At 69.0% G+C, this 25,001-nt stretch carries 27 protein-coding genes; 15 read left to right on the top strand and 12 right to left on the bottom strand.

Annotated elements, in window-relative coordinates; all coding sequences use genetic code 11:
• Positions 1-10: 10 nt before the first annotated feature.
• The 10 genes from ACGFIQ_RS25415 to ACGFIQ_RS25370 all read right to left on the bottom strand — a co-directional run bounded on the left by ACGFIQ_RS25415 (position 11) and on the right by ACGFIQ_RS25370 (position 9,868).
• On the bottom strand, positions 11-373 hold the full coding sequence (locus ACGFIQ_RS25415) for a hypothetical protein (RefSeq protein WP_393247604.1): 363 nt from the start codon (positions 371-373) through the stop codon (positions 11-13).
• A 202-nt stretch (positions 374-575) separates the two neighbouring features.
• Entirely contained in the window at positions 576-2,087 is a 1,512-nt protein-coding gene (locus tag ACGFIQ_RS25410; protein WP_393247602.1) for an ATP-binding cassette domain-containing protein, read from the bottom strand.
• Positions 2,084-3,073, bottom strand: coding sequence for a branched-chain amino acid ABC transporter permease (locus ACGFIQ_RS25405; protein ID WP_393247600.1), 990 nt, complete (start codon positions 3,071-3,073; stop codon positions 2,084-2,086). Before ACGFIQ_RS25405 ends, ACGFIQ_RS25410 begins: the two co-directional genes overlap by 4 nt.
• Complete coding sequence (locus ACGFIQ_RS25400) at positions 3,070-3,948, bottom strand: branched-chain amino acid ABC transporter permease (protein ID WP_393247598.1); 879 nt, start codon at positions 3,946-3,948, stop codon at positions 3,070-3,072. The genes ACGFIQ_RS25405 and ACGFIQ_RS25400 overlap by 4 nt, the downstream gene beginning before the upstream one ends.
• Before the next feature lie 24 nt (positions 3,949-3,972).
• Positions 3,973-4,788, bottom strand: a complete 816-nt coding sequence (locus tag ACGFIQ_RS25395; protein WP_393247596.1) for a class I SAM-dependent methyltransferase — start codon at positions 4,786-4,788, stop codon at positions 3,973-3,975.
• Between the two features lie 20 nt (positions 4,789-4,808).
• Positions 4,809-6,158, bottom strand: a complete 1,350-nt coding sequence (locus ACGFIQ_RS25390; RefSeq protein WP_393247594.1) for an ABC transporter substrate-binding protein — start codon at positions 6,156-6,158, stop codon at positions 4,809-4,811.
• Positions 6,155-6,709 carry a hypothetical protein gene (locus ACGFIQ_RS25385; RefSeq protein WP_393247592.1) on the bottom strand — a complete coding sequence of 185 codons (555 nt, stop codon included), beginning with the start codon at positions 6,707-6,709 and terminating at the stop codon, positions 6,155-6,157. Before ACGFIQ_RS25385 ends, ACGFIQ_RS25390 begins: the two co-directional genes overlap by 4 nt.
• 23 nt (positions 6,710-6,732) lie before the next feature.
• On the bottom strand, positions 6,733-7,140 hold the full coding sequence (locus ACGFIQ_RS25380; RefSeq protein WP_393247590.1) for a roadblock/LC7 domain-containing protein: 408 nt from the start codon (positions 7,138-7,140) through the stop codon (positions 6,733-6,735).
• A complete protein-coding gene (locus tag ACGFIQ_RS25375) occupies positions 7,137-9,632 on the bottom strand; it encodes a nitrate- and nitrite sensing domain-containing protein (protein WP_393247588.1) in 2,496 nt (831 codons plus the stop codon). The genes ACGFIQ_RS25380 and ACGFIQ_RS25375 overlap by 4 nt, the downstream gene beginning before the upstream one ends.
• A 20-nt stretch (positions 9,633-9,652) precedes the next feature.
• Positions 9,653-9,868, bottom strand: coding sequence for a hypothetical protein (locus ACGFIQ_RS25370; protein ID WP_393247586.1), 216 nt, complete (start codon positions 9,866-9,868; stop codon positions 9,653-9,655).
• Between the two features lie 545 nt (positions 9,869-10,413).
• Between ACGFIQ_RS25370 and ACGFIQ_RS25365 the strand changes: the two genes are divergently transcribed.
• The 5 genes from ACGFIQ_RS25365 (at position 10,414) to ACGFIQ_RS25345 (ending at position 14,592) form a co-directional block, all read left to right on the top strand.
• Complete coding sequence (locus ACGFIQ_RS25365) at positions 10,414-11,382, top strand: aminoglycoside phosphotransferase (protein ID WP_393247584.1); 969 nt, start codon at positions 10,414-10,416, stop codon at positions 11,380-11,382.
• The gene (locus tag ACGFIQ_RS25360) at positions 11,379-12,482 is read left to right on the top strand and encodes a radical SAM protein (RefSeq protein WP_393247582.1); all 1,104 of its coding nucleotides are present in this window, start codon (positions 11,379-11,381) and stop codon (positions 12,480-12,482) included. The genes ACGFIQ_RS25365 and ACGFIQ_RS25360 overlap by 4 nt, the downstream gene beginning before the upstream one ends.
• On the top strand, positions 12,479-13,078 hold the full coding sequence (gene tmk, locus ACGFIQ_RS25355) for a dTMP kinase (RefSeq protein WP_393247579.1): 600 nt from the start codon (positions 12,479-12,481) through the stop codon (positions 13,076-13,078). Before ACGFIQ_RS25360 ends, tmk (ACGFIQ_RS25355) begins: the two co-directional genes overlap by 4 nt.
• 15 nt (positions 13,079-13,093) lie before the next feature.
• Positions 13,094-13,888, top strand: coding sequence for an endonuclease/exonuclease/phosphatase family protein (locus ACGFIQ_RS25350; protein WP_393247577.1), 795 nt, complete (start codon positions 13,094-13,096; stop codon positions 13,886-13,888).
• Between the two features lie 245 nt (positions 13,889-14,133).
• Positions 14,134-14,592, top strand: coding sequence for a PPC domain-containing DNA-binding protein (locus ACGFIQ_RS25345; protein ID WP_393247575.1), 459 nt, complete (start codon positions 14,134-14,136; stop codon positions 14,590-14,592).
• Between the two features lie 321 nt (positions 14,593-14,913).
• Here ACGFIQ_RS25345 and ACGFIQ_RS25340 read toward each other — a convergent pair whose 3' ends face one another.
• Positions 14,914-15,501, bottom strand: coding sequence for a class IV adenylate cyclase (locus ACGFIQ_RS25340; protein ID WP_393247573.1), 588 nt, complete (start codon positions 15,499-15,501; stop codon positions 14,914-14,916).
• A 192-nt stretch (positions 15,502-15,693) separates the two neighbouring features.
• Between ACGFIQ_RS25340 and ACGFIQ_RS25335 the strand changes: the two genes are divergently transcribed.
• Positions 15,694-16,956, top strand: coding sequence for a helix-turn-helix domain-containing protein (locus tag ACGFIQ_RS25335; RefSeq protein WP_393247571.1), 1,263 nt, complete (start codon positions 15,694-15,696; stop codon positions 16,954-16,956).
• Here ACGFIQ_RS25335 and ACGFIQ_RS25330 read toward each other — a convergent pair.
• Entirely contained in the window at positions 16,953-17,687 is a 735-nt protein-coding gene (locus ACGFIQ_RS25330; RefSeq protein WP_393247568.1) for an HAD family hydrolase, read from the bottom strand. The two genes, ACGFIQ_RS25335 and ACGFIQ_RS25330, sit on opposite strands and share 4 nt — an antisense overlap.
• A gap of 352 nt (positions 17,688-18,039) precedes the next feature.
• Here ACGFIQ_RS25330 and ACGFIQ_RS25325 point away from each other — a divergent pair, with 352 nt between their 5' ends.
• The 9 genes from ACGFIQ_RS25325 to ACGFIQ_RS25285 are packed head-to-tail and all read left to right on the top strand — an operon-like array spanning position 18,040 to position 24,999.
• On the top strand, positions 18,040-18,792 hold the full coding sequence (locus ACGFIQ_RS25325; RefSeq protein WP_393247566.1) for a dTMP kinase: 753 nt from the start codon (positions 18,040-18,042) through the stop codon (positions 18,790-18,792).
• Positions 18,789-19,178: a 6-carboxytetrahydropterin synthase gene (locus tag ACGFIQ_RS25320; RefSeq protein ID WP_393247564.1), complete on the top strand. Its 390-nt coding sequence runs from the start codon at positions 18,789-18,791 to the stop codon at positions 19,176-19,178. The genes ACGFIQ_RS25325 and ACGFIQ_RS25320 overlap by 4 nt, the downstream gene beginning before the upstream one ends.
• Positions 19,175-19,891, top strand: a complete 717-nt coding sequence (locus tag ACGFIQ_RS25315; protein ID WP_393247562.1) for a 7-carboxy-7-deazaguanine synthase QueE — start codon at positions 19,175-19,177, stop codon at positions 19,889-19,891. The genes ACGFIQ_RS25320 and ACGFIQ_RS25315 overlap by 4 nt, the downstream gene beginning before the upstream one ends.
• Entirely contained in the window at positions 19,881-20,813 is a 933-nt protein-coding gene (locus ACGFIQ_RS25310; RefSeq protein ID WP_393247560.1) for a carbohydrate kinase family protein, read from the top strand. Before ACGFIQ_RS25315 ends, ACGFIQ_RS25310 begins: the two co-directional genes overlap by 11 nt.
• A complete protein-coding gene (gene tmk, locus ACGFIQ_RS25305) occupies positions 20,813-21,436 on the top strand; it encodes a dTMP kinase (protein WP_393247558.1) in 624 nt (207 codons plus the stop codon). The genes ACGFIQ_RS25310 and tmk (ACGFIQ_RS25305) overlap by 1 nt, the downstream gene beginning before the upstream one ends.
• Positions 21,433-22,818 (top strand): FAD-dependent protein, encoded by a 1,386-nt coding sequence (locus ACGFIQ_RS25300; protein WP_393247556.1) that lies wholly within the window; start codon positions 21,433-21,435, stop codon positions 22,816-22,818. Before tmk (ACGFIQ_RS25305) ends, ACGFIQ_RS25300 begins: the two co-directional genes overlap by 4 nt.
• Complete coding sequence (gene nth / locus ACGFIQ_RS25295) at positions 22,815-23,759, top strand: endonuclease III domain-containing protein (RefSeq protein ID WP_393247554.1); 945 nt, start codon at positions 22,815-22,817, stop codon at positions 23,757-23,759. Before ACGFIQ_RS25300 ends, nth begins: the two co-directional genes overlap by 4 nt.
• Positions 23,756-24,610, top strand: a complete 855-nt coding sequence (locus tag ACGFIQ_RS25290) for a hypothetical protein (RefSeq protein ID WP_393247552.1) — start codon at positions 23,756-23,758, stop codon at positions 24,608-24,610. Before nth ends, ACGFIQ_RS25290 begins: the two co-directional genes overlap by 4 nt.
• Entirely contained in the window at positions 24,601-24,999 is a 399-nt protein-coding gene (locus ACGFIQ_RS25285) for a hypothetical protein (RefSeq protein ID WP_393247548.1), read from the top strand. Before ACGFIQ_RS25290 ends, ACGFIQ_RS25285 begins: the two co-directional genes overlap by 10 nt.
• Positions 25,000-25,001: the final 2 nt, after the last annotated feature.

Raw genomic sequence — 25,001 nt, 5'->3', positions numbered from 1 at the left:
CCTCCTAGGTTCAACCACGGTTCGCGAGGACGCTGGTGCCGCTGTGGGTCCAGCGCAGTTCGACGGATTCGGGGCTGTAGACGAGGGCCTGCTCGACGAGCCGGATCAGGTGTTGGCGTAGGTCGGCTCGGGTGGACTCCTGCCATCGCTGGTAGGTGATGATTGGTCGGGTGGCCGCGGTGCGTCGGTCATAGGCGGCGGCGCAGCCGACGACGAGTGCTTCCAGGTGGGCCGCGTCGTACAGGACCGGGGGGCAGAAGCAGACGTAGAACCGGCGACGGGGGGCGGCGGCGTAGGGCTGGAGGTACTGCTCGCAGGTGGTGCAGAGGGCCAGGTCGGTGAGCAGCCAGAGGCTGGTGTCGTCCTCGTTCACGGTGTCACCGCCCATACCTGGGCAGCGGTGGGCGGGTGGTCGGCGACGCCGTCCGGGTCGGCGACGCCGACCACCCGCCGCCGCCCGCGGTGGATGCCTCGGGCGGTGGCCCTGCACCTGGTGGTGCCGGACCCGCCAGGTGCAGGGGTGCGAGCGCGGTGCGGAGGTCGCTTCGCTGGGCTGCGGAGGGTGGCGGTGGTGGTCATCGTGTGGTTCCCGTGGGTATGGCAAGCACGTCGTGTAGCTGGGTGGGGTCGGTACGCAGGTCTGCTGCGGGGGCGTGCAGGGCGATGCCGCCCCGGTCGAGGACGGCGACGTCGTGGGCGATGTCGAGGGCGAGCGCGAGGTTCTGCTCGGCGATCAGGACTGCGCTGCCGGTCGCGGCGAGGCTGGTGATGATGGTGGCGAGTTGGCCGATGATGGCGGGGGCGAGGCCTTCGGAGGGTTCGTCGAGTAGCAGCACCTGCGGCCCGGCGAGCAGGGCGCGGGCCAAGGCGAGCATTTGCTGTTCGCCGCCGGAGAGTTGGTGGGGCTGGTGGTGACGGCGCTCGGCCAGCGCCGGGAACAGGTCGAGGATCTGCCGTGCGGTGATGGTGCGCGTGCGGCCGGGGTGCGGCCGGGGCAGCGCGAGGTGCTCGGCGACGGTGAGGCCAGCGAACAGGCGGCGTCCTTGCGGAACGAGGCCGATGCCGGCGCGGCAGCGGCGGCGGGCAGGAAGGCCGGTCACCAGCTGGTCGTTGAGGACGATTTCAGTGCCTGACAGGGCGGGGTGCAGGCCCGCGATGGTGTTGATCAGAGTGGTCTTGCCGGCGCCGTTGCGGCCGACGACGGCGCTCACCCTGCCGGCCTGCACGTCGAGGGTGACGCCGGTGAGCACAGGTGCGCCGTGGTGCCCGGCTCGCAGGTTGCGCACCCGCAGGACCGGCGGCGCAGCCGTGGACGGGTCGGTGGTGGCCACCGGCGTTGTGGGCCCGTAGTTGGTGGGGTCTGCCTGGGCGAGGTACACGCGGCGCACGTCTGGGTGCGCGCGCACCTCTGTGGGGGTGCCGGTGGTGAGGTGTTGGCCGTGGTTCAGGACGGTGACGGTGTCGGCGACCGCGGCGACGAAGTCGAGGTTGTGATCGACCAGCAGCACGGCGATGTCGGTGGGCAGTGCGCGGATCAGCTCGGCGAGGCGGGTGACCTCGGTGGCGGCGAGGCCGGCGGAGGGTTCGTCGAGCAGGAGCAGTCGGGGCTGGGCGGCCAGGGCGACGGCGACTTCGAGGCGGCGTTGGTCGCCGTATGAGAGTTGGCTGGTGGGCCAGTGGGCGTGCTCGGCCAGCCCGACCTGGGCCAGGGCGTCCAGGGCCGCCGCTGACGCGCGGGGCCGCAAGCGCAGCGCGGCCAGGTGTTGCCCGGGCACGGCGAGGAGCACGTTCTGCGCGACGGTCAGGGGGCGGGCGAGCGCGGGATGTTGCCAGGTGCGGGCGATTCCGGCGCGGGCGCGGCGGTGCGCCGGCCAGCGGTGGATGTCGTGTCCGGCGTAGTGGATGCGCCCCGAGGTGGGTCGCAGGGTGCCGGCGATCAGGTGCAGCAGGGTGCTCTTGCCGGCGCCATTGGGTCCGATGAGTGCGTGCCGGGCCCCCGGATGCAGGTCGAGGCTGACCTCGTCGACGGCTCGGCGGGCGCCGTAGGCGCGGCTGACGGTGTCCAGTCGCAGCAGCGGCGCGCTCATGGCAGCTCCCGACCGCGGCGGAGGGTGAGGCCGGCCATTCGGTGTCGAGGCAGGTAGGCCAGGACGAGGAAGCAGACGCCGAGCAGGGTGCTGCCGTGGCCGCTGAGCAGCCCGCCGACCCAGTCCCGGGTGGCCACCAGGAGGACCGCGGCGGCGCAGGCGCCGATCATGCTGCGGGAGCCGATGAGCGCGGCCGCGAGGGCGAGGGCGGAGATTCCCATGGCGGCGTCGGCGGGTGAGACGTAGCGGGTCACCGCGACGAGCAGCGCGCCGGCCGCTCCGGCGATCGCTCCGGCGAGGGTGTAGGCGGCGAGCAGGAGTCGGCTGGTGTGGTGGCCGGTGGCCTGCACGCGGGGCTCGTGGGCGGCGATGGCGCGCAGGAGCAGGGCGAAGCGGGTGCGGGTGAGGACGATGACGGCGGCACCGATGATCAGGGTGCACGCGAGGACGTACAGGTAGACCCAGCCGGGTCGGACCATCGGTGCCAGGCCGGGCAGCGCTACCACCGGTGGTATGTGGGTGCCTTCGCTGCCGCCCGGCCCCCACTGGCCGGCGACGGCGTGCACGAGTTCACCGATGCCGAACGTGACCATGAGGAAGGTGGTGTCTCGGACGCGTACCGCGAGCAGGCCGGTCACTGCGGCGGCGACGGCCCCAGCGGCGGTCGCCGCGAGCAACAGGATTGGACCGAGGTTGGTCAGCGTGGCGAGGGTAGCGGCGGTGTAGGCCCCGACGACGAGGTACGCGGCCTGCCCGAGTGGCGGCTGTCCGGCCAACCCGACCAGCAGCTGCGCGCTCATCGCGAGTACCGCCATCACCAGCGCGGTGGCGGCGAGCGAGACGAGGTAGGCGTTGACCATCCACGGCAGCGCCACTGCCGCCACGACGACGATCCCCGAGGCGATGGGTATGAGGCCCGCCGCCCGGCTGGCCTTTCGGTGTTGGGTCGTGGCGGTATTGGGGGCGGGTGTGAGGGTGGTGGTCACGCGGGCCGTCCCGCAAGCGAAGGGCGGCGCCGGACGGTGAGAGCGACCAGCATCGCGGTGGCAAGGACAAACGCGGCAGCGCCGGGGACGAGAGCGACGCCAAGCGTGAGGATTTGGCCGACGCCGAGGGCGGCGAGTAGGGCACCGCGAATGCTGCCGAGGCCGCCGACAACGCAGACGATCAGCGAGTAGACCAGGATCGCGATGTCCACGCCGGGGGCCGGGCCGATGACTGGGGCGCCGAGCACACCGGCGGTGACCGCGAGGACTCCCCCACCGACCAGCACGGCAGCTCGGGTCGTGCGGGTGGGTAGTCCGGTGGCGGCGGCCATGCCGGGGTCGGCGACCACGGCCCGCACGACCGCCCCGGCGCGGGAACGCTCGACAAGCCAGATCAGCAGAACCACGATCAGCGCGGCGACCGCGATGAACCCCAGCCGGTAGACCGGGTACTGGTACTCGCCGAAGCTGACCGACCCAGCGACCGCCCGGGGCGGGTCGACGGAGCGCGGTTCGGCGCCGAACACGGTGCTGAACCCGTCGGCGGCGATGTACGCGACCCCGAGGGTGGCGAGCACCTGGTCCAGCGGCCGGTCCGTGAGGGGGCGCACGGCGGCGGCGAGGCCCGCTCCCCCGAGCGCGCCGACCAGGACGGCGGCGGCGAGGGCCAGGCCGAGGCCGGCCCAACCGCCGTCGGCCAGGTACCAGGCAAGATAGGCGCCAGCGAGGTAGAGGGTGCCGTGGGCCATCGAGAACACCCCGGCCACGCCGAAGATCAGCGTGAGTCCGGCGGCGATGACGAACAGCAGCAGTCCGTACGCGATCCCGTCCAGCGCGGTGATCGTGTAGGGGTTGACCAGCCCGCTCAGGCCCACGGCACTCCTCCTTTCGGACGTCGGTCAGGCGGAGGCGAGGCGCCGGCCGATAGTGGTGTGCATCAGGTAGCCCGACAGCATCAGCTGCGGGTCCCTCAGCACCTGCCGCAACTCGGCCAGGTCGTCGCGGCTCATGCCGCCGTCGATCAGTTCGGCTTCGCGCTGGATGGAGTTGGAGTGGTGCAGCCGGCAGATGCCGGTGCCGCCGCGCCACGAGCGGGACTCGATGCGGCTCACGACAGAGACCAGGCCGAGGCGCAGCATCACCTCCGGCGCCCGCTTCGCCCAGCCCATGTCCGCCCCGCGGGATTCGCCGTAGGCGAGCAGGGCGTCCTGGAACCGCTCGATCAGCTCAGTCGCCCGCGGGCTGGGGCTGCGGCGGATCATGTCCCGCCAGGTGCAGTCCCAGTCCGCCACCACCATCGCGCCGCCCGGGGCGAGAGCGCGCGTCAGGTCGGCGAGAACCTGCTCACGCTCGGGCAGGTGCATCAGCACCAGGCGGGCGACGATTACCTGCTGCGACCCCGCCGGCAGCTCGATCTCGCGGATGTCGCCGGCCCGGATGGTGACGTTGGGCCCCTGGGGGATGTACCGGGGGTCGACGTCCACGGCGGTGACGTGCCCGTCCGGGCCGACCTGGTCGGCCAGCCAGGTCGTCAGCGTGCCCGCCCCGGCGCCGATCTCCGTGACCTGCCAGCCCGATCCGATCCCGAGTTCGAACAGGGCCCTTTCGGTGTCGGGGTCGAGGATCTGGGCGAGGTGACGTAGCTGGTTGCGAGCTTCCGGGGTGGCGTTGTTGAACATGTACCCGGCTCGTTCACCGGTCGTCGTCTTGGTCATGGTGTCTGTGCCTTCCGGTATCAGGAGCCGAGGGTGGTCAGCGTCTGCACGGTGCGGTTGACCCACACCTGCCCGTCCTGGGCCACCTCCCGCAGGTAGTACGCCTGCACGGGGGTGTGGTTCGTCGGCCCGAACTGCCAGGCGCCCCGCGGCGAATCGATCGACCCCACCCGGGGCAGCGCCGCGGTGAGCGTTTGTGAGGTCAGCCCGGTGGCCGCCCCACTTGCGGCGGCCGACGACGCGGCCGGGCTGCTGACCGCCGGGCTGCTGCTCGGTGCAGGGCTGCCGGAGGCCGGTGCGGTGGCGGTGGGTGTAGTCGCGGGGACATCGGGCTGGGCGAGCGCTTCGGAGATGGCCCTGTCCAACACGAGCGCCGCGTCCCACGCGCAGACGTGGTAAGCGTTCGGCAGCTTCCCGTCGTTACCTGCGGTGAACCGGCTCACGAAGTCTCTGTTGGCCGCGTTGTCAAGCGTCGGCGAGTAGTTCAGGGCGGTGTAGATGCCCTTGGCCTGATCCTTCAACGCCTCCAGTGACGCGCCTTCGGTCAGGAAGCCTGAGGCGTACAGCGGCGTGGTGATGCCGTACTGGCGGTACTGCTTGACGAACTCGATCGCGGACTTACCGGCGTAGAAGGTGTAGACCGCCGCCGGCTTCGCCTCCTTGATCTTCGTCAGGTACGGCGAGAACTCGGTCGTCGGCGCCGGCGCCCACGGCGTCCACGTCGGCTCCCCGCTCGGATTCGCCAGTTGCCCACCCGCTGCGCGGAAAGCGGTGACGAAACCACCGATCTGATCCCGACCGCCGATGTAGTCCGGGCCGATCACCCACACGCGACCATCGCCCACCACCGTGCGCAGGTAGCCGGCTATCGACGCACCGGTTTCCTGGCTCAGCCACGACGTCGACCACAGATAGGTAGGATCAGTGATCGTCGACGGCCGCCCACCCATGCCGATCAGCGGCACCTTGGACTCGTTCAACAGCGGGTACAAAGTCTGCACCGTGTCGGCGGTCCCCCCGCCAACGAGGGCGAGGACTTTGTCCTGCTCGATCAGCTTGCGCGCCGACGCGAGGGCGGTGGCCTTGCCGTCACCCTCGTCGGCCTCGATCACCCGCACCGGGCGACCGCCGAGCTTGCCGCCCAGCTTCTCCAGGGCCAACCGCCACCCCGCGGCCTGATCCTCACCGATCGACTTGTAGTCGCCCGTTTTGGGCACGATCAAGCCGATGCGGATCTCCGTGGCGCTAGTGTCCGCGTCGCTGAGACTCGATCCAGCGCAGCCGGCGACGACGAGCAGGGTGGTGGCAGCGATGGCGGCGGTTGCCGCTCGCCAGCGATGGTGCCGGCGGCCGGTTGGTTGAGGAGTCACGAGAGTCGACGTCCTTCCGTTCTGAGGGGATGGTGCGAGGGCCGTGCATGGTGCTGGGGTGGTACGCCAGGGCTGGCCAGGCGGCGCAGGACGGCCAGGACGGAGTCGGGTTCCGTGGCGTCGCAGGTCAGGACCGGCACCTGCGCGCTGACCTGTAGGGCATCGCGGATCTCGCGGCGGTTGCGGGTGCCGCCGAGCGGCCGGTTGATCGCGACCAGGTATGGCAGGTCACGGGCGTCGAGGTAGTCCATCGCCGGGTAGGACACCGGCAGGCGGGTGGTGTCGACCAGCACGATCGCGCCAGCGGCGCCGAGAGCGAGGTGGTCCCACATCCACCACCAGCGCCGCAGCTCCGGCGTCACGTGCAGGACGACGGTGACGCCGGTGGGCAGGGTGGCGTAGCCGATCTCTCCGACCGCGCCCGGCTGTCCGGGCAGCGTCGACCGGCCAGCGGCCCGCAGGAAGCAGGACTTGCCCACACCCGCGCCGCCGGTCACCAGCACCTTGACCATCGAGGCCGCACGCCCCACCACGCCCGAGTCCGCACTCATGCTCATCGCCGCCCGCACACGGCTCAGCCGGCCGTTCGCGGCCCTGGCCGGACCGCTTCGCCGATGCGCGCCGCCATGGTGGCCAGTTCGAAGGCGACCTGCGACTGGTCGCAGTCATTGCGGGCTAACGCCGCCAAAGACGACCCATCGGGCACCTGCTGCACGACGAGGATCCCGTCGCGCATCATCAGCATCTGGAACTGCACACCGCCGCTCTGCAGCAGGTCGGTGGCCCCGCGCGCCAGACTGACCAGGCCGGACACGATCGCCGCGAGCTGATCACCTCGGTCCTTGTCCAGAGCATCGGTGCTGGCCAGCAGCAGCCCGTCGCCGGATACCGCGACGACGTGAGCCACTGCGGGTATCTGGTTGGCCAGATTGTTCAAAACGGTGGACAACTGCCCAATGCGGGTAGTAGCGACGGTGCTCATCGGCGTTCTCCTGTCGAAAAGGGAGGGATGGACGGCGCGGCTCGCAAGCCGCTCATCGCGCCGCGGACCTGCGCCCGGATTGCCGCCGGGTCGATCTGCACGTCAGGCTCCGAGGAGGTCCGCTGTGTTGGCAGACCCTGGATGACGTGCGCCTGGGGGCGCCGTTTAGGAAGACCAGAGGTGGTGCGTCCCTCGGTGGCTGGTTCGGCGGCGGACGCCGCCGCCCGCCAGCCCGCGTCGGCGTCGGTGCTGAAACCACGCCCGTCGCCGCGAGACGGCCACAACCACGGCGACCGGGCTGCCATCTCCTGAAACATCGGCGGGTCCGGCGGTCGAGGCGCACCCACCGGCAATGGCAATGGGCCCCGTTGCTGAGGCACGGGCGGCAGTTCCATCGTTACGTCCGTGCGTGGAGGTGACGATGGCGCCGGCACCATTGGGGTCTGCTGGGTCGGAGCAGTCCAGCCAGTGCCCGCCCACGGTTCCGCGACCGCGTCAGGGACCGGCGCGGGAATCCGCCGGGACGACCGTTCAATGTGACCGGGCACGACGATCTCGCGCACGTGCACCCGGGTGACGTACTCAGCCGGCACCAGAACTTCGGCGGTGACGCCGGTCGGCTGGGTAGCGCGCAGCCGCACCCGCACTCCGAACTCCACCGCCAGACGGGAGGTCACGATCAGCCCCATCTGGTTGGCGACCGTCACCTCGATCTCGGAGCTCGCCAGCAGCGTGTTGGCGCGCTGGAACTGCTCCGGGCTCATCCCGAGGCCGGTGTCAACGATGAGGATCTGCACGTCATGCCCGGACCACCCCGCCAACACGCGCACCTGGTCAGCGGAGAACCGGGTGGCGTTGTCCATCAGCTCCGCGAGGATCGACTTGACGGCGCCGACGGCGCGGACGTCTATCTCGACCTCAACCAACTGCTCTGTGGTGATTCGAGCGAAGCCCTCGATCTCGGACAAGGCGGCGTTGACCAGGTCGGCGAGCACCACCGGATCTGGCTGTGATTGGACCGGGCCGCCGCCGGCGACGATCAATAGATTCGACCCGTAGCGGCGCAGCTGGGTGGCCTGCTCGTCCACGGCGAACACCATCTCCAGCCGTTCGGGGTTTTCCTCGTCGCGCTCAAGACGATCGATGCTGCCCAGTAGGTGGTCAGTCAAGGTCTGCAGGCGTCGGCCAACCGCCGTGATCATGGCGGTGACCTGGGCACGTGCCCGTGCCTGCCCCACCGTCGCGCCCACCGCCACATCCAGCACCTGGTTGAACGCGTCCGCGACCTGGCCGACCTCGTCGCGGCCGACAACGGGCACCGCCACCCCACCGGCGTCCTCGGCCAACCGTGTCGCTGCCGCCGGATCCGAGGTCGCCCGCAACCGCGCCACCAGGGCCGGCAGTTCCACGTCCGCGACCCGGCGGGCGCCCTGCTCCAGCGACGACAACTGCGCGACCAAAGACCGGGCCACCCGCACCGCCGTCAGCCCGGCGACCAGCAACATCACCAGCAACACCGCGGCTTGCACCGCCGCCGCGCGGACCTCGTCCATCCACAGGTCATCCGCGGCAGCCGCGATGTCAGCGTTCACCGCTGCCTGCACCTGGGCCAACAGGTCCGCCCGCGTGGTCATCACCCGGCTCCATTGCCCGGCGCCGCCCGGCAACCGCACCGGCTCATAGACCCCAGTGCCGGACACCAGCCCATCCAGCCGCACCGCGGCGAGGACGTCCCCGCCGGTCAATGTGCGCCCTAACCGCGCCCTCCACGAGGAGCGCGCCAGCGCGTCGAACTCGCGCAACGCCTGGTCCTGGCCGGATCGGGCGGCTACGACTTCCGCGTGCAGCGCCGGGGTCAACCGCCGCGCGGCCACCGCCTGCAACACCGCCACCTGCTGCTGGCCCACGGCCTCACGGGCGCGTGACACCGCCGCTGACGCTCGCATCTCGTCCGCGAGCTGCGGCTGCACACCGCTCTGCGCCACCGCCAACAGCAGCTCACCGAGATCGGCGATGACGATCCGGTAGCCAAACGCGACCGCGGACAACGCCGCTGGGGCGTCTCCGCGCACCCGCTGCCGCTGCGCCTGCACGTCCGCCAACCCCGCGTCAGCGCGGGACAGAACTCCACGGACACCCCCGGGCGCGTCGTCGAGTTCTCCTCGCAGCACCCGGAACCGGGAGATCGCCTCATCGGTGCCCTGCACGGCCCGCTCGAACTCCGCGGGTTTAACCGTCGACCCCGGCAGCAACAGACCCACCGCGGCAATCCGCTCAGCCTGCAGACGTTGCGTCACCTCGGTCGCCGACGCGCCGGCGGAGAACAAGTCCCCGGCACCCTCGGCGGCCTGCGCCTCCCCCACCGAGGACCACAACCCGAAACCCGCCGACACCACCGCGACCAGCACCGTCGGCAGCACGATCAGCGCGGCTTTCCACCGCACCGGCATATCCGCCAACCGGCGGCCCACTCTGACCTGCGGCACCCGCATCGCACCACCGTTGGAGGCGCTCACACCGCCGCCTGGCTGCCCGTGGATGCGGTCCCGCAGCCGCGCCCGCTCCACGCCCTGTCGCGCGGCGAGCGCCGCCCGGTCGCCGACAGGGCCGCCGTAGCAAGCGCTTGCTCGTTGACGGGCCGGCCGGCGGAGAGTTGCCGGCCGGTCGATACCAGCGGCTGCGGCGCGATGGCCAAATGCGCCACCAGCGGCGTGATCAGCAGAGGCATGACCCTCCTGGCAACAGGCACGGCGAACCTTCCCTTGGTGAGTTGGTGTCGCTGGCTGGTGAGTACAGCGCAGCAGCAGCGGCGATGACGCCGGCATAGAGCGACCTAAGACGAAATCGATCAATGTCGGCTAGCCCTGCCAAGCGGTTCTGACAATCCGCCGACATTCCCGGCGTCAGCAACATCCGTGAAAGATGAATGTCGGCGGATTGTCGGAGATTGACGACAACCCTTATCGACAGCGCCAGCAACAGCATTTGATGCTTGGGTCGCCGCCTGCATGAACTCGGCAGGCGATGAGGGCCGCCGCTGCGACGCGGCAACGCGACCCGCTGTGTCCACTACCCCCTTGGGAGGGCATGCACCATGGCCAGTTCATCCATGGCAGAGGTGCTCTATCGGTCACTGCCACACGTGCGGGCCTTTGAACGCGCTGCACCACCTCGGGAGCCAGTCAGCACGTCGGGGCACCTCGACGTCGCCCGCGCTCCGCTTGATTCCGCCACGGCTCGTGCGCTACGCGCAGGCGCACGGTGAACAGCGCCATGCTCGACGAGCACATCGTCACCCAACTCCGAGTCGACCTGCTCGCCGCATCCCGACGGGTACCCGCGCGGCGACACATCATCCAGGAGTGGGAGTTGTCCTCGGTCGAGCGCTGGTTCTTCCCCGATGGCAGCAGCTTGGTCTGCAAGCTCGCCACCGCGCCGTTCACCGGCGAAGCGACCGTCCTTCGCGGGCTCAACAGCCGGCAAGCCCCGGTCCCGCTGCTGGACGGCTACACGATTCGCCCCGACGGGGTGGGCATGCTGATGGAAGACCTTGGCAAGCCTCGTCGGCCCGCGACGTCCGCAGAGGTTGCCGCCACGGCCCGATGGGTTCACGCCACTGCCGGCATCCCCAACCTCCCGACCTTCGACGAAGCGGGACTGGCGCGGCTGCCAGAGCAAGGACTCGAGGCGTTAGACGAGCTCCGTCGACAAGGGCGCTTCACCCACGACGCGAAAGGGATCGAAGCGGTACTGCAGCGACTCGCTGCCACCGCACAACACAGGGCCGACGGTGCCGAGCGGCCACCGTTCGGGCTGTGTCACGGCGAGTTCCACCGCACGTCGCTGCACGTCAGCCGCACCGGCTGCCGCCTCGTCGATTGGGCCAAGGCATTCACCGGACCGGGCCTCCTCGACCTGGCCACCTGGTTCGGCACCCGCACATCCACCGAACCCCGACTCCTCGCCAGACTTATCAAGGCCTACGTCGACGCAGGCGGGCATCCCGACGCCGAGGCCGACCGGGGCGGGCTTCCCGCTGTCCGATGGGCGCTGGGCTGGCACCGGGTGTGGGCAGCCTGGTGGCTGCTCACTACCGCCGCCGCTGGCCACTACCAAGCTTCTATCGATCGACGCCATAGCCAAGTCGTCCTCCGGCAACTCCAGGCCGCAGTGGACCTACTCGGAGCACCGCCACTCCTCAACACCAGCCGCCCATCACCTACTGCAGGAAGATCCTCGTGAAGCGCCTCATCGTCGACACCCACGCCTCGTCCTGCTATTTCCGCACCTCCGTCGGTGGCGACGGGCGCAAGGCATTGGTGCAGGTCACCGAACGGTGCAACCTGCACTGCGCCCACTGCTTCGTTTCGTCGACTGCCACCGGGTCCGACCTGTCCCTGGCAGATTTCACCACCCGCGTGCTGCCGCGGCTGCTGGACGCCCGCGTCGAACGCCTCACGCTCACCGGGGGCGAGCCCTTCGTGCACCCCGACCTGATCGCCATGTGCCAGGCAGTAGCCGACCGAGGACTACCGGTGGGCCTCTGCACCAACGCGACGCTGACCCACGACGCCGACATCGACGCCCTGGCAGCCCTCGGCAACGTACACATCAACGTGTCCTTCGACGGATTCCGGCCCGAAAGCCACGGCAAATTCCGCGGCGACCGGTCGTCGTTCGACACCACCGTCGCGACCACCCGCAAGTTCGCCGACGCCGGCTTACTCAAGGGCCTGCTGTCCACGCCCAACGCGCTAACCACGCCGGAAGAGTTCGCCGACCTGTGCGCTTTCGCCGTCGATATCGGCGCCGAATACGTCCTGATGAACCCGCTCTCCTCCTTCGGCCGAGGAGTGAAAAGCCGCGGCAAGCTCGCCGCGACCACGACTGCCATGGACGCGATCCGGGCGGTAACCGACCGTTTCGCTGACCAACTCGACCTCGTACGTATTCGCTTCCCCAACGACAACCTGCCGCTGGGTGGCTGCGACGCCGGCAAGCTGATCTACGTCTTCGTCGACGGGCAGGTCGCCGTCTGCCCCTACCTGGTCTTCGCCGCCCGCACACCCGCTTCAACGCACCGCGACACCGAGTTCCTGACGGGCAACATCCTCGACGGGGAGGCCGCCCCCAGCCTCGACGCCTACGACTTCCACACCCGCTACCAACTCGGCGCCAACCCGACCTGCGGCTCTTGTGACATAGCCGGACAGTGCGGCAAGGGCTGCCCCGCCGCGGTCATCGCCGCAGGTGGCCGCATCGGCGACGTCGACACCGAGCAGTGCCCCATCACGGCACCCAACGGCCGCAGCTTGCTGCCGCTGTCCCCGTCGAAGGGGTGAGCAGTCTGTTCATCGCGGTCGAAGGGCCCAACGGAGTCGGCAAAACCACTATTGCGCGCCTCCTGGCCGACCGTCTCGCCGAACTCGGATCGGCCGGGGTCCACCTGACCGGCGAGCCCACCCGCACACCCCTGGGCCAACTCCTGCGCAGGCAGGAATCCTTCCTACACGGCAAGGCCCTGGCCCTGGCCCTGGCCGCCGACCGTGCCGCGCACATCGAAACAGAGATCATCCCCCGCCTCGACGACGGACTGCACGTCGTCACCGACCGGTACGTCGCCTCCTCGCTAGTGCTGCAACGCATCGACGGGCTCGACCTCGGCGAGATCTGGTCCTACAACCGCTACGTCCTGCCCGCCACCGTCATCTACCTCGAAGACCACCCAGAGGTCATCCGCACCCGCCTGGCAGCCCGACAACAACTGACCAGGCTGGAACTCGCCGGCTCACCCGAGAAGGAACTCGCCCTCTACCGCGAGGCCGCGGCTCACTTACACCGGCAGCAGTGGCGCCAACACGTCGTCGTCTGCCACGGCCTCACACCCGAGCGGGTCGTGGACACTATCCTCGGCCTGCTACCCGCCGACGGCCCCTGACCAGCGAGGCTCACCGTGCTGTCCATCCTGACGATCAACGTGCAGGCCGCCGCGCTCGCACGCGCGCAGAACCTGCTGACCTGGCTACTCCAGCGCGACGACCACCTGGTCATCCTGACCGAAACCAGCAACGGACCCGGCACCCGGCACCTGCTCACCGGCCTCCGCGCGGCCGGGATGGTCGTCACCCACCAGCCCTCACTCGACGGCGACCGCGGCTGCGCTATCGCCAGCCGCATCCCGACCCGGCCCGCCCCAGAACTCACCGCCGGACTCAGCCTGCCCGGCCGCGCCCCCGCCGTCACCCTCGACACCTACCCAGCCGTCACAATCCTCGGCCTCTACGTCCCCTCCAGCGACCGGGCACCAGCCAAACTCGCCAAGAAACGGGCCTTCCTCACCACCGTCACCGACGCACTCACCCGACTATCCGCCGTCGACCGCGCACACCTGGTCGTCGGCGGGGACTACAACGTCATCAGCCGCGACCACCAACCCCGCTACCCCGGCTTCCGACCCTTCGAGTACGAGTTCCTCGACGCCCTCGACGCGGTCAAGCTCACCGACGTCCACCAGGCCCTGCACCCGAGCGTGCAGGCGTACAGCTGGATCGGTAGAAACGGCAGCGGCTACCGCTTCGACTATCTCCACGCCGGCGCCGCGCTCATGCCTACGGTGGTGTCCAGCACCTACCTACACCAGCCGCGCCAGGCGAAGCTCACCGACCATGCGGCACTCGCCGCCTGCCTCAACGTCAGCCCGCGCGCCGTTGCCGAGCGGCTGCCTGCTGCCGTGCCAGCACTGTTCTGAACAGTGTCGGCCTCGGAGACCGTCTACGGTCATCGCCGAGTCTGCTTCCCGCCTACTGTGGGTAGGGAGCCGAGCACCGCGGATGGCGGGCTGCGCCTCGTGAACCCGGCCTTCCCTGGCATGCTTCTTCAGGCCACCGCCCACGAGACGGCAGCGGCGTCTTCGCGCCGTGGCCTACCCCGGCCAGCCGTGGCCATGGCCGCAGCAGCCGGCCACCAACGCCCCGACCGCCTGAAGGAGCCCTCTTGCGCAGCCGCGAAGTCGTCCCCGGACGTACCATCGTCGCCGTCTTCGACCACGGGGAAGACTTCTACGACGCCCTCGACCGCACCTGCCGCACCTATAACATCCGCCAGGGCTACATCCCCACGTTTATTGCCGGCCTCGCCACCGCGGACATCGTCGGCACCTGCGAACGCCTCGACAACCCCGACGCCCCCGTGTGGACCAAAGTCCACCTGACCAATATCGAAGCCCTCGGCGGCGGCACCCTCGCCTACAACCCCGACACCGACACCATCGAGCCGCACATCCACCTCACCGTCGGCCTGAAAGCACACAGCGCCACCGCCCACACCAGCCACCTGCTCGCCGCGACCGTTCAATTCCTCACCGAAATGATCATCGTGGAGATTGTCGAACCAACGATGACGCGCGTCCGCCAAGCCGACCTCTACGGAGTGCCACTCCTACAGTTCCCCTGACGACAATCGAACGCGTCGGCGTAACGAAGAGTTGGCTGACGTGCCCGATCAGAGGGTGTGTCAGCGCATCGATGGCCAGATCAGCAACCGAGGTTTGGCAGGCCCGATGGGGTGGCGAGCAGTTCGTTCCCATCACGTCGACCACCGCTTTGGCGGTGTTACCCCTGCAGTTTCCTTCAACATCGAGGGCGGCCGCGTAGCGAAGTGCTAGTTGGGGCGCCCGATTAACGGGTACGGCAGCCCAGGGTGACCGGTGTATCCGCAAATCTGGCGTGGCGGCCAAGTTCACAGCCGGGACGGCGCCAGGCGTGATCGACCACGTCAGACCGGAGCCGACATCCTGGCGGCAGCGCTCGCCAGGTTCCATATCAACGTGTCGTAGGTGTCCACGACCCGCAGCACCGGCACGCCCAACGAACGAATCATCGCATCGAGCCCGTGCTGCACCTGCTCGCCCGAATGCTGCGAGCTAACCAGACGCTCCACCTCGACGAAGGTACCGAGACCGTCGACTACGTCCACGCATACCGTCGCGCCGTCCCATACGCCGGTTCGGCGCTGCTTGACGATTCGCACGGTTGGCACCCAACCCATCGTGGTGAGAGCAGCGTGCATCGCGTCACGGTCGTGGATGACGCAGTCGTGCTCCAGACATGCCATCTCGTTGTCGATCGGCTTCTTCACGGTGAACAGATGGCGCCCTTCCTGCGTGCGCAGACGCGCGAACGGAACACCGATCTTCGACATCCCGTACGACCAGCCGGCCGGCGCGTACGCCTGGTCGTCCTGCACCGACGGCTCTGTCAACACCACCTGCCGCTGGGCGAGCGCCTTGATCAGCTCGCTCAGGTCGCTGACGTGGTACTTGGCTTCAACCTCATGATCGTTGTCGGCTCGCGCGCGGGTCACGAGCACGGAGCATACGAGGATCGCGGGCCACGCGGGATCGAGACGCCTCGACGGCGATGTCGGAACTTTGTCGGAAGAATGTCGGAACCAGCCGCTGACAACCCGACACACCCCGCCCCTGCAGCTACAGTGCCCTCACGCCACCGCGTCTCACCTCGCGCGGACGTTCGTCATATCCATCCGGAGCCGCTGATGCCGAACGTTCCACCTCAAGAAATCGCTGCGGCATGGATCGCTCTTGGTCAGATGCTCGCCCGCAGCCGCAAAGCCGCCGGTCACACACAAGAGACGTTCGCGCCTCTCACCAACTACGGAAGAAGCACAATCGCGAACGTGGAAACCGGACGGCAGCGAGTGGGGCGAACCTTTTGGTCCCAATGCGATGAACTCTTGCGGACCGGCGGCAGCCTGGCCCGAGAATACGATCGAATCCGGCACATCAGCGTCCGGCAGATGCCGAGCAGCATCCCTGCACCTCAGCAGCTAGAGGTCACGCCGGGACCGTCGTCCTCCACGGCTCTTGAGGCGTTTGCCCGCAGACCGGGTGGCGACTACCTGGTGGGCGAGTGGAACAGTTTCTCCACTCTGACCAGCATGCTTGCTCAGCAACGCCAGGCTGTGTCACCTGACGCGCTTCTGGGGCTGATCGAGGCGCACCGTGAATGCTTGTCGACGCTTTACCGCAAAGCCGGCCGCGCACCGGTCCGTGCTGATATTGGAGCTATGCTCGCCGAAGCTTCGGTCGTCGCCAGCAGGCTGTGGAGCGCGCAGGGCAATCGTGCTCTCGCAATCGCTCACTGCGCCTACGCCCGCCAGCTGGGCGACAGGCTCGGTGATCGCAGGATCAGCGCGACCGCACGAATCTTCGAGAGCAACCTCCAAGCTGCCACGCTGATCGAAGCCGATGGTGACGTCATGATCGGCCTGCGGCTGCTCGACGAGGCCGACCAGGCAGCCACAGATCTCAGCCCCGCCGCACGAGCTCGCATAGCCGCCGAGCAGGCCCAGGCCTACGCCGCCCTGCGGCTTTCACGCGAGGCTTCCGCCGCTCTACAGCGAGCAGAAGCAGCGGTCAACGAACTGTCACCGGCCGACTGTGTCGGTCTCTACAGCGACTGGAGCAACGCCCGCCTCCACGTCTATGCGGGCACATGCCATCTCCTTCTTGGCCAGCCCGACCAGGCTGTGCAGGTGCTCGAAAGTGCTGTACAAACGCTCGAACACGACCCCGCAAACGTCAACGTCGCCCTCGCCGCAGCAGTGGACCTCGCGAGCGCCTACGCCGAGACCGGCGAGCTGGAACGATCCTGCGCCCTGCTCGGTGACACCTACAACCGGCTAAAAGCCGGCGGAAACCATCGGGGCATCGCACGAGCTCAACGAGCCCGACAGCGGCTGGTCCGATGGCGCGACGAGCCAATTGTCCTCGAACTTGAGGAGCAGATGGCCGCCTAGCAGGCGGCCGCCGACCCGCCCGAACTCACCAGCGAACTCACGACGGCCACCACCGCCGGTGGGTCGAGACTGTCGAGCACCAGGTCAGGTTCGTAGGACGCCAGCTCCTGACGCCCAATCCGATGAGCGACCACAGCGACACGGAAGCCGGCGTGACGTGCGCAAGCGATGTCGTTCGGAGCATCCCCTATGACGATCACCCGAGCGGAATCGAGCGGAACACCGTAGACCGCGGAGTAGCGCTGAGCGACGACCGCCGGCAGTTGGAAGCGGTCTCGAGCGTCCGACCCGAACCCGCCGATGCGCAGATCGAGAAACTCGTCCAAGCCCGACACCTGCAGCTTCACCTCGGCGGCCGAACGCAGGTTGCCAGTCAACACGGTCTGAATGAAACCACGGCCGTGCAGCTGCGCCATGCTCGCCGCCGCACCCGGATACGGCGGCTGCACCTCAGCCAGCTCCCGCTGGCCCTCTTGCATCACTGCGGCGATGGCCTCACGGAAGGCGGGTATGCCGGCCTCCGCAGCCAACGCGTCGACGCCCGAGGAGATCGCAGTGTCGATGGCAATCGACTCGTCCGTATAGCCGTGCACCTTCTTGTCAGGGAAGACAACCTCGGACTCGGCCATGCCGTACGCACGAGCGATCGCACGCCTCAACCAGCGCAAGTCCGCGGGAATGAGCGTTCCGTCAACGTCCCAGATGACCAAGCCGGCGCTGCTGTGGTTCATGGAAGCATCGTCGCACGCCCGCCGGCAGCCGACCCTGTCGAGTATCGCCGCTTCGCTGTCGGGCGAGGACGGACAGACACCGGACCGAGCTGGTGTCGCGGCTGACTCCTGGTTGTCAGCGGATTGTCGGTTCCAACCGGCAGGACTTACCGACATCTACGAACACTGATGGACTCACCTCAGGCATCGCGCATCCGGGCGGTCAACATCGCTGGCCGTGGCGTCGTCAGAGGCATACCAATTCATCAGAAAAAGGCGCTGCGGTGGGTGCCCGCGCGTGGGCGGCCTTAGCTCGCACAGGGCCCAAGTCGAAAGCCGGGAATGTCGTCGAGAAGAGAAGGGAGCGCTTGTCATGGGTTTACCGCAAGCGTTGGTCGCGCAAGGAGTCGGCGGGAACCCCGGGCTGTTCATCTGCCTTGAGGGGATCGACGGTGCCGGCAAGACGACCGCTGTTGGGTATGTCGCCGAGGCGTTGCGCGGTCGTGAGATTCCGGCCGTCGTCTTCGACAAGAAGAGCACGGCTTTCGGCTCCGACTACGTGCGTCGCCATGCTTCTGAGCTGCGGTCGTTGATCTGGGAGCATCCTGCCGACGACCCGTACCTCGAACTGGGTGACATGCACTGGGTGTACTTGCAGGCCGCCTGGTACTCGGCTGCTGCGCATTGTGCCGTGCGGCCGATGATCGAGGCCGGGCACGTGGTGGTGACGGACACCTGGACCTACAAGTTCCTGGCGAAGCTGGCGATGCGCCCGGATGTGGAGCTTGCGGCGGCGGCTGCGGTCTTCGATGGATTGCCGAAGCCGGACCTTGTCGTCCGCTTGGATCTTGACCCGGTGACAGCCGCAGGTCGCAAGGCGACGTTCGGTATTAGTGAAGCGGGCAACCACGAGGGCGACGTGGCCCTGACCCGGGAGGCATTCGTCAGCTACCAGCGGCGCCTGTGCGAAGTGCTCGACGTGTGGACGGTCCAGCACGGTTGGACTCCGCTGGACGTCAATGACATGTCTCCGCAGGAAATAGGCGAAACGATCGCTGAGATGGTCCTGGCCACGCGTGCGATGCACCAGTCGCGACGGCCATCTGTTAAAACGGCTGGTCGGTGATCGGCGTGTGGCGCATTGGCAAACGGTTTACCTTCGACGCCTCGCACCGTCTGCCGGGCCTGCCTGAGGGGCACAAGTGCGGTCGCGTGCACGGACATACCTACACCGTCGAGGTGGTGTTGGAAGGTGGCTCGCTCACCGGGCCGGGCTTCGTAACAGACTTCGGTGACCTGGCCCCGTTCGGCCAGTACATCAACGATCACCTCGATCACCGGCACCTCAACGACGTCCTGGGCGACATCGCACCAACCAGCGAATGGCTGGCATGGCACCTCGCGCGATGGCTTGAGGACCACCTGGTTGGGGATCTGGGCGGTCGGCTGGCTATCGTCCGGGTGTCCGAGACGCCCAGCAGTTGGGCCGAGTACGTCCTGGACCTGACGTGAGCACCGTGCTCCCGCCGATGTCGGACCGGCGGCTGTTGCTGGCGGACGTGTTCGGCCCGACGTTTCAGGGCGAAGGCCCGTCGACCGGGCAGCAGGCTATGTTTGTCCGGCTCTCCCGGTGCAACCTGCGCTGCCCTGGCTGCGACACCCCTTACACGTGGGACACCCGCCGCTTCGACCTGCGGGACCATACGGTAACCGCATCCGTCGAGGCCGTCGCGGAGCAGGTGCTCGCCTCACCGCCAGCCTTGGTGGTGATCACGGGCGGGGAACCTCTGCTGCAACAGCCCACCGTGACCGCGCTGGCGGAGCGGCTCGCCGCCGGCGGACGCCGGATAGAGATCGAAACCAACGGCACAATCGCCCCAAGCGCCGCGCTAACCGCCGTGGTGGATCGGTTCAACGTCTCGCCGAAGCTGCCGTCGTTTGCCGCCGACGATGACCGGCCGATCAACGCCGCCGCGCTGGCCGCGTTCGTCGCGACGGAACGGGCGGTGTTCAAGTTCGTCGTCACGGGGTCGGGCGACTTCGAGGCGATCGGCGACCTCACCGAACGGTACGGATTGGCACCTGTGTGGGTGATGCCGGAGGGCACCCGTTCGGGGCAGCACGTGACGGACCTTCGCGCGCTGGCAGACGAGACGCTGCAGCGTGGGTGGAACCTGACTGGTCGACTGCATGTGCTGCTGTGGGAGGACGCCCGTGGACGCTAACCTGGGCGCGCCCCGCCTGGTCGTGGTCGGTGGTGTCTCCGTCGACCGGATCAGCACACCGCGACGGCACGGGGTGCAGGTCCTCGGCGGGGGCGGGCTCTACGCGGCACTGGCTGCGGCCACCCGCACCACCGTCGGCCTGGTCGGGATCAGTAGCGACCATCCGTTGACCGCAGGCAGGCCATGGCGGCCCGCGGTCAGCGACGCGGGGCTGATCACCCTGCCTGGCCGTAGCCTCGCCTTCGACATCAGCTACGACGGCGACGACCGGGCCACCTACCGCACCGACCATGCCGGCGATGAGCAATACCTGCTTCCCGGCGAAATGCCGCCGGCCTATCTGGGCGCATCCGGGTTTCACCTGTGCGCTCTGGGCGATCCCGGCGTCCAGCTGCGATACGCGACAGCCCTGCGCGGTACGCCCGGCGCCCGGCGTGCTCGGATCAGCGCTGGCACGTTCCTGGCCCGCATCGCCGCCGATCGCAGCTCGGTGCTGCGGATGCTCGAAACCTGCGACGTGTTCGTGTGCTCGGCGCCGGAAGCCGTCGCCCTCGCTGCGGTGACGCACGTGACGGACGCGCTGACGTGGTTCTCTCAGACGCTCGACGGATCAAGACGGGCTGTGGTGGTAACCGACGCGGCCCGGGGTTGCCATGTCCTGACCCACGACGCCGTGCACAGGATCCCCACGTTTCCTCGCCCCGCCGTGGATCCCACCGGCGCCGGCGAGGCGTTCGCCGGCGCACTGGCGGCGTGCCTGGTCGAAGGTGACGAGCTGCTGAGCGCGGCCGGGTACGCCTGCGCAGTCGCGTCCCTGGCGGTGGAGGACTTCGGCCCGGCGGCGCTGCTGCACCCCGACCAGCAGGTGCTGGCCACGCGTGTTGCCGCCCTGCGCCGTTGCGTCGTCGAGGTGGGGAGCTGATGGTGGGACTGTTCGTAGCGGTGGAGGGCATCGACCACAGCGGCAAGACGACCCTTGTCGAGAGCCTGTGCCAGACGTTGAGTGACCGGGGTGTCGTCGTTGAGCGGCACAAGGAGCCCACCCGCGCACCAATCGGGAGCCTGCTGCGGAGCCTCGCGGTCGAGGAACCTGCCTGCCCGACCGCACTGGCACTGTTGTCCGCCGCTGACAGACACCACCAACAGCCAACGTTGCAGGCACAGCTACGCACGGCGCAGGTCGTGATCGCCGACCGGTACTACCTGTCCGGGCTGGCGTACCACCACACCGACGGGATCGACCCCTCCTTCTACGCCGCCTGCGCCGCCGGGGTGCGGATGCCGGACGTGTACCTGTACCTCGACGTGCCAGCGCCAGTGGCGGCGACCCGCGTGGACCGGCCCCCGGACAGCCGCTGGGAGACACCCGAATTCACCGCCGGCCTACCGGACGCCTACCGCACCTGCCTTGCTCTGCTGCGCGGCCAGGGAGCCGACGTCGTCGTCCTCGACGCGCAGCAGCCCGCACCCGCCGTCCTGTCTACCGCGTTGGTAGCGATCGAGGACCGGCTCTCCGCCCCCACGTCGAGAGGCAACGCCGCATGACAACCCTGCGCTGCACCGCCCTGATCCTCGGTTCCGGACCGGCAGGGCTATTCGCCGCTGACGCCCTGCTGCGCGCCGGGGTCACCGACATCGTGATCGCCGAGCGGGGCAGGCCGATGGCGGGACGGGTCTGCCCACCCGGGCCTGGCTGCGAGTGCCGCACGTGCCCCGTGCTGGAGGGCGAAGGCGGAGCGGGTTCCTTCTCTGACGGGAAGATCACCCTGTCCGCAGTGCGTGGCACGCACTCCCAACGGCTGTTCACCGAGATCCAGGCAGGACACCTCGACACCATCGCCGCTGCTGTCCGCCGCAACGTCAGCGACGCCGTCGACTACGCCCCCGTACCGGAACTGTCCGCACTTGCGGGGCACGAAAGCCAGCTGCGCGGCGAGTCGTACCCGCTGCTGCACGTGGGATCTGACGGCATCCGCGAGTTCGGGCGCCGGTTCAGCGCCGAGCTCCAAGACCGGGGTGTGCGGCTACTCACCGGCGTCGAGGTCACCGAGCTGCGCATCATCGATGGCCAAGTTGTCGGGGTCGTCGGCCGTGACCGCTCCGGGCCGCTCACCGTCGACGCCACGGCGGTCGTCGCCGCGGTTGGCATGGTCGGCACACCCTGGCTGGAAGAGCAGCTCACCGCTGCCGGCGTCACTCTGGAGACCGGGCCGGCGGACATCGGCATCCGGCTGGAAACCTCGGCCGCCGCCCTCGACCCGCTGATCGGCCAGTTCTACGACTTCAAGGCCCACCACACCAGCCCAGGCGGTATCGACGTGCGCAGCTTCTGCGTCAACGGCCACGGCTACATCGTCAACGAATTCCACCGCCCACTGGACATCCGCGGCGTCAACGGCCACTCGTTCTTGCACCGGCGCAGCGACCTGTCCAACCTGGCGATCCTGGCCACCATCACCGAGGCATTCACCCCCGACCCGAAGGCGTACGTTCGGAACACGGCTCGGGCCATCACCGCCGCCACCGGCGGCTACCCGGTCCGGCAGCCCCTCGCCGGGTTCCTTCCTGACGCGGCGACCGGACAGCCGCTCGGCGTGGACGCGTCGAACCCGAAGACCCGCCCTGGTGACCTTCGGGCGGTGCTACCGCCGCCATTGGCCGAGGCGTTCGCCAGCTACATCACCGCCCTCGGTGCCGCCCTACCACCGGTACTCGCCCCGGACAGCGTCGTGTACGCACCCGAGATCAAGTACTACAACTACCGCGTCCCCATCGACCCAGACACCTGGCAGAGCCGCGACATCGCCGGCCTGTACGTGGTGGGCAACGCCGCCGGCTACACCGCCAGCCTCTCGGCCGCCGCGCTCAGCGGACTGATCGCCGGCCAGGCCATCGCCGACCACGCCCGGGTGGCGAGCCTGCGATGAGCACCACCACCGCCTTCGAGTTCGACCTGCCGTTCACCAGGCCACCGGACCTGGACGCCACCATGGACATCCAGATTCCCGCCCTGGCCTGGCAACCCGATCCGGCAGGCGGCTACCGCCGCGTGCTGCACCTGGACGGCCACCCGATCGTCGTCACCGTCGGCGAGAGCGACGGCGGCCTGCGCGTCACCGCGAGTCACCCTCACGACAAGTTGCCCGAACTGCTGCGGCGGATGTTCCCGATCCAGGTCGCGGACCTCGACGTCGGGACGAGCCCCATCTGGACGCAGCTGCAGAACCGGTACGGCGGCGTGATCGTTATGTGGGCGCCGCCGTTCGAGGCGCTGGTCATCACCGTGCTGTCACAGAACCGGACCGGCGAGATCGTCCGCCGCGTCTACCCCGCACTCGACCAGCTCTGCGATGGCCTGACGCCGCAGAGCCTGGCCGCCCTCGATCGCAACGTGCTGCGCGCCGCCATCCGCTCTGCGGGGCCCTACAAGGCGGACCGGCTGGGCGAGCTCGCCGCGTTGGTCGCCGGTGACGGCCTTAACCGGTTCGACCAACGCATCATGCACGGCCCGGCCGCCGACGCGCTGGCCTACCTTGAGGGCTTGCCCGGGGTGGCGCACAAGACCGCCGCCTGCGTGCTGGTGTTCTCCGCCCGCACCACCACGACCATGCCGGTTGACGTGCACCTGTTCCGCGTCGCCGACCGGCTCGGCCTGGCCCGCCACGACGGGAAACTCACCCCTACCGTGCGCGACGCCGTCATCGCCCAGCTACTCACCCACGGCGCCGACGTCGCGCTGGCGCACTTCGTGTTCCTGCTGGTCGGCCGGACCACATGCACCGCCGGCACACCCGCCTGCACCGGCTGCTTCCTGCGCCGCGACTGCCGCCACGGCGCCCCCGACCCAGACGAGGAGAACCAACGTTGATCGACGTCGCGGTCATCGCCAGTACACCCCACCTGGCCGGCCTATCCACAGCCGGCAGCATCGACATGGCGCTGACCCATCTCGTACTCACCGAACCCGCCCAGGCCGCACACTTCGTCGCCCGCGCCCAGGCCGGGATCCGGGTCGTGCTCGACAACAGCGCCTACGAACTGGAGGAGACCACCGGCCAGGGTATGAACGCCGAAGCCGTCCTCCGTGCCGCGCACCTGATCAACCCGGCGGCCGTCATCTGCCACGACGTGCTCTACGACGGCCCCGCCACCGTCCAAGCCACCCGCCAGTTCCTGGCCGAAGCCGCCGACCTAGCCGAACCCGGACGGTTCACATACATGGCCGTGCCGCAGGGCTCCACCCGTCACGAGTGGCTCGACTGCCACGCGCGGCTCGCCGACCTGCCCGGCGTCAACATGATCGGACTGAGCAAGCTCTCCGTACCCCGGTGTTTCTCCGGCCCGGTCGCCGAAGCCCGACTTAACTGCTTGGCCGCGCTTACCAGCGACGGCGACCCACCGCTGCCGCTGCATCTGCTCGGCGGGGACCGATCCCTGATCTGGGAGCTACGCCAGCACCGCAAGCACGGCTACGACACGTTCATCACCGGCAACGACTCGTCGTTCGCTTTCTGGTACGCCGCCCACGACCTGCCCGCCGACGCCAGCACGGGCCGGGCTGAGCGGCAAGCCCCGGACAAACCAAACCTGCACGACCACGTCCTCGACCCGATGCGGCTCGCCACCGCTCACCGGCACGTCGCTCTGCTGCGCGACGCGGCCGGACTCCCGCCCCTGCCCGCCGAGGCACCCAGTAAGCAGGAGGCGGCATGGCGCTGACCCGCCACATCCACGTCACAACCCAGGTCGAAGGGCTGCACCGGTGGCCGGGCGCCAACCCACCCGACGGGTACCTCGCCTCGTCTCACCGGCACCTCTTCGTCGCCTCCGTCGAGATCTCCGTCGAGCACGGCGACCGCGAGCTGGAGATCAACGCGGTCGCCCGCTGGCTCACCACCGTCCTCGGCTCGTTCGCTGGTCCACCCGACCACCCGGACGGCCCGCTGGACTTTGGTGCCCAGAGCTGCGAGCACCTCGCCGAACGGCTCGTCGCCGCGATCACCGAGCGATACGGCACGCACCGGCGGGTGCGCTGCACGGTGACCGAGGACGGCATCCTCGGAGGTGGAGTTCAGTGGGACCCAGAGCCGGCGGAGGCCGGCCAGTGAGC

It is taken from the genome of Micromonospora sp. NPDC048898 (assembly GCF_043198035.1).
Classification (GTDB): domain Bacteria; phylum Actinomycetota; class Actinomycetes; order Mycobacteriales; family Micromonosporaceae; genus Micromonospora.
Note: the sequence above shows the minus strand (reverse complement) of the source record. Positions and strands in the feature narration are given on the sequence as shown.

What these genes read in the sequence shown, in the direction of transcription:
- ACGFIQ_RS25410 (WP_393247602.1), bottom strand. Translation starts at nt 2,087, where the DNA reads ATGAGCGCGCCGCTGCTGCGACTGGACACCGTCAGCCGCGCCTACGGC.
- ACGFIQ_RS25395 (WP_393247596.1), bottom strand. Translation starts at nt 4,788, where the DNA reads ATGACCAAGACGACGACCGGTGAACGAGCCGGGTACATGTTCAACAAC.
- ACGFIQ_RS25385 (WP_393247592.1), bottom strand. Translation starts at nt 6,709, where the DNA reads ATGAGTGCGGACTCGGGCGTGGTGGGGCGTGCGGCCTCGATGGTCAAG.
- ACGFIQ_RS25380 (WP_393247590.1), bottom strand. Translation starts at nt 7,140, where the DNA reads ATGAGCACCGTCGCTACTACCCGCATTGGGCAGTTGTCCACCGTTTTG.
- ACGFIQ_RS25375 (WP_393247588.1), bottom strand. Translation starts at nt 9,632, where the DNA reads ATGCGGGTGCCGCAGGTCAGAGTGGGCCGCCGGTTGGCGGATATGCCG.
- ACGFIQ_RS25370 (WP_393247586.1), bottom strand. Translation starts at nt 9,868, where the DNA reads ATGCCTCTGCTGATCACGCCGCTGGTGGCGCATTTGGCCATCGCGCCG.
- ACGFIQ_RS25365 (WP_393247584.1), top strand. Translation starts at nt 10,414, where the DNA reads ATGCTCGACGAGCACATCGTCACCCAACTCCGAGTCGACCTGCTCGCC.
- ACGFIQ_RS25335 (WP_393247571.1), top strand. Translation starts at nt 15,694, where the DNA reads ATGCCGAACGTTCCACCTCAAGAAATCGCTGCGGCATGGATCGCTCTT.
- ACGFIQ_RS25330 (WP_393247568.1), bottom strand. Translation starts at nt 17,687, where the DNA reads ATGAACCACAGCAGCGCCGGCTTGGTCATCTGGGACGTTGACGGAACG.
- ACGFIQ_RS25325 (WP_393247566.1), top strand. Translation starts at nt 18,040, where the DNA reads ATGGGTTTACCGCAAGCGTTGGTCGCGCAAGGAGTCGGCGGGAACCCC.
- tmk (WP_393247558.1), top strand. Translation starts at nt 20,813, where the DNA reads ATGGTGGGACTGTTCGTAGCGGTGGAGGGCATCGACCACAGCGGCAAG.
- ACGFIQ_RS25300 (WP_393247556.1), top strand. Translation starts at nt 21,433, where the DNA reads ATGACAACCCTGCGCTGCACCGCCCTGATCCTCGGTTCCGGACCGGCA.
- nth (WP_393247554.1), top strand. Translation starts at nt 22,815, where the DNA reads ATGAGCACCACCACCGCCTTCGAGTTCGACCTGCCGTTCACCAGGCCA.
- ACGFIQ_RS25285 (WP_393247548.1), top strand. Translation starts at nt 24,601, where the DNA reads ATGGCGCTGACCCGCCACATCCACGTCACAACCCAGGTCGAAGGGCTG.